Source organism: Ruegeria sp. HKCCD7251 (assembly GCF_013031165.1).
Lineage (GTDB): Bacteria > Pseudomonadota > Alphaproteobacteria > Rhodobacterales > Rhodobacteraceae > Ruegeria.
The window spans coordinates 1-2570 of record NZ_WPZC01000016.1 but is presented as its reverse complement, the minus strand read 5'-3'; the positions used below and the strand labels follow the sequence as shown (position 1 = coordinate 2570).

Genomic DNA, 2570 nt, shown 5'->3' with positions numbered 1-2570 from the left:
AGGTTGTCAAAAATGCGCGTATTCAGCTCAGTTGTTTTTGCGATCATTTGCACTCTTGTGGCCACTGTATCAGTTCCAAGAAGTAGCATTGCCCAAACCTGGGACATCGCATCCCAGCACTCGGTCAGCGGTGTAACGGTGTATGATACAGATGAGCTGTTAACATTTGCCGGTCAGCTAGCCTTTGATCGGTCCGGGCGCATCACGGCCTCGGAAATCGCGTCAACGATCACTCAAATCTACCGGGAAGACGGGTATTTCCTGGCAGAGGCCTGGCCCGGTCCCGATGGGCAGAGCATAATTGTTGATGAAGGGCGCATTCAAACCATCGAAATTGAAGGCGTAGATACTCGCACGTTCCAAACACTAGAGAAGATTTTTCAGCCCCTCAGTACCGCATATCCAATAACTCTCAAACGATTTGAGCGGGCGGTTATGCTAGCCGAGGACATACCCGATTTGGACGTGTCGACCGAACTTGATTACCCGGATCAGGCTGGTGCTCGGCTGAGAGTATTGGGAGAACCTCTGCGCAAACAAGCCGGTAGTGCGACACTAGACAACCCTCCGCGTGAGCTTGGGGAAGCGCTCAGTTTCTATGTCGTACAAGAGTTTTATTCGACACTGACCGTCGGGGATTTGCTGCGATTTGAGGGTTCAGGCAATTACAATTGGGACAAAGAGGATGAACACTCTTTATGGGGCGCTCTTACCTATCGCACGCCGCTGAACAGCAATGGTCTGTATGGTGAGATCTTTTATGGGAACATAAACGCAAAACGTGACCTCTCGGGGGATTTTGCAAGAACCGATATAGACGGCGAGAACTTCACCGTCGCGATGGGTTACCCGGTGATCCGCGATGTAGCTCGTTACGGATACCTTCTGCTGGATTATCGCCTTTCAGAATCGGATTCTGTTAGTGGAGGCGTTCCACTGTCCAGCGACGCCAGCGTCGTTGGCCTTACGTATCTTTACGGGCAAAACTATTCAGAAGGACAGGCGCTGGAAGCAGGATTAACCTTATCTTTTGGCGACAATGACACTGACACGACAGACGCCAATTTCGACGACGGGGACTCTTCGTTCTGGCACTTGCGGGGCGGCATCGGATACGAAAGCCCGCTAACGGGCGTGTCTCCCAACACAGCTTGGCGAACCGAGATCTGGGGGCAGTACACAACAGACCGGCTGCCCTCAGTCGAAGAGTACTTCCTTGGTGATCGTTATGCTTTGCGCGGATATCGTTTTGACGAAGTGGATGGTGATTCCGGGATTTCCGCGATTTTCGAAGTGTCTCATTCCTACTTCCCCAGTTCCCAGAGCATCCATCGCTTAACACCCTTTGCCTTTTTCGACGTGGGTTACATCTCGAACAATGACCCTGCGAGTTTCGAAGTTGATAATGCTACACTGGCGTCGACAGGTCTGGGTTTGGACATTGAGTTCAAGCAAAATCTATTCCTGTCCGGATATGTCGGTGTCCCTTTGAGAGACGGCCCTTTGACCGACTCTGGCGATCCTGGCGCGTATCTTGCTCTGACAACAAGTTGGTGAGGATGTTATGAAACTGAACCGAATTGCTGTACTTACCGCAACTTATCTAATTGCAGAACTGACCGCTACTCAGGTCTTTGCCCGCGGAAATCACTACGGGTGGTGCCGAGGCGTAGGGAACCCACACCAGTCGAGCCAAGGGTGCGGGCAGGCTGGTGGGCAAGGGGCAGGTAATCAAGTTACTGGCCCAACTCAGCCGGTGGCAAATCAGTTGCCGCCTAAGGGAACGCAGCAAACGCCCACGTCCGTTACTGTTCCAGTCCTTGCGCCGGGCGCGGTCCCGAACGCAATTCCCGGTCAGGTTCCCATTGCGACACCGATAGCGGTTCCTGGTCAGGTTCCCACGCCGGTAGTAGCGCCGATCCTAACTCCGCCTCTGGCACCAAACGCGACTCCAAACCGGGTTCCGACAGCTGTTCCAAATCAGGTTCCGCCATTGGCTACTGGTCCCACCGCGGTGCCGCCGCAAGTTCCGACTGCAACTCCCAATCAAGTTCCGATAGCTATCCCTGGCCAGGTTCCGCCTCAACCTACCGGCCCAACAGCGGTGCCGCCACTTGCGCCCACTGCAACACCAAACCAAATACCAGTCGCGGTTCCTGGTCTGGTCCCACCTCAGCCCACCGGTCAAACTGCTGTGCCACCGCTGGTCCCGACTGCAACACCAAACCAGATTCCGGTCGCAGTGCCCGGCCTTGTTCCACAACCTAGCGGTACGACAGCGACGCCACCGCTTGTCCCAACCGCAACGCCCAATCAGGTTCCCACGGCGGTTCCTGGTCAGGTTCCACAGTTGACCCCAAAACCTACGGCAACTCATGTGGCCGTCCCCGGACATCCAAAACCACAAGGCATCGTGACAATCATGCGCCCAAAGCCGAGGCCAACAACTGGGACCATCCAGCAACCCGGCACAACACAAGTGACCCACCACTTAACCCACCAAAGCAATTCAAAGAAACACGACCACGTCGCAGCAACACCTGGACGGCATGACCCGCACGACCTACCGA

The 2570-nt window shown here is 54.8% G+C and carries 1 protein-coding gene; it reads left to right on the top strand.

Going from position 1 to position 2570, the window contains the following annotated elements; genetic code table 11:
• The coding region (locus GOX75_RS20180; protein ID WP_217354457.1) for a ShlB/FhaC/HecB family hemolysin secretion/activation protein at window positions 1-1557 on the top strand (1557 nt) is incomplete at its 5' end.
• Window positions 1558-2570 lie beyond the last annotated feature (1013 nt).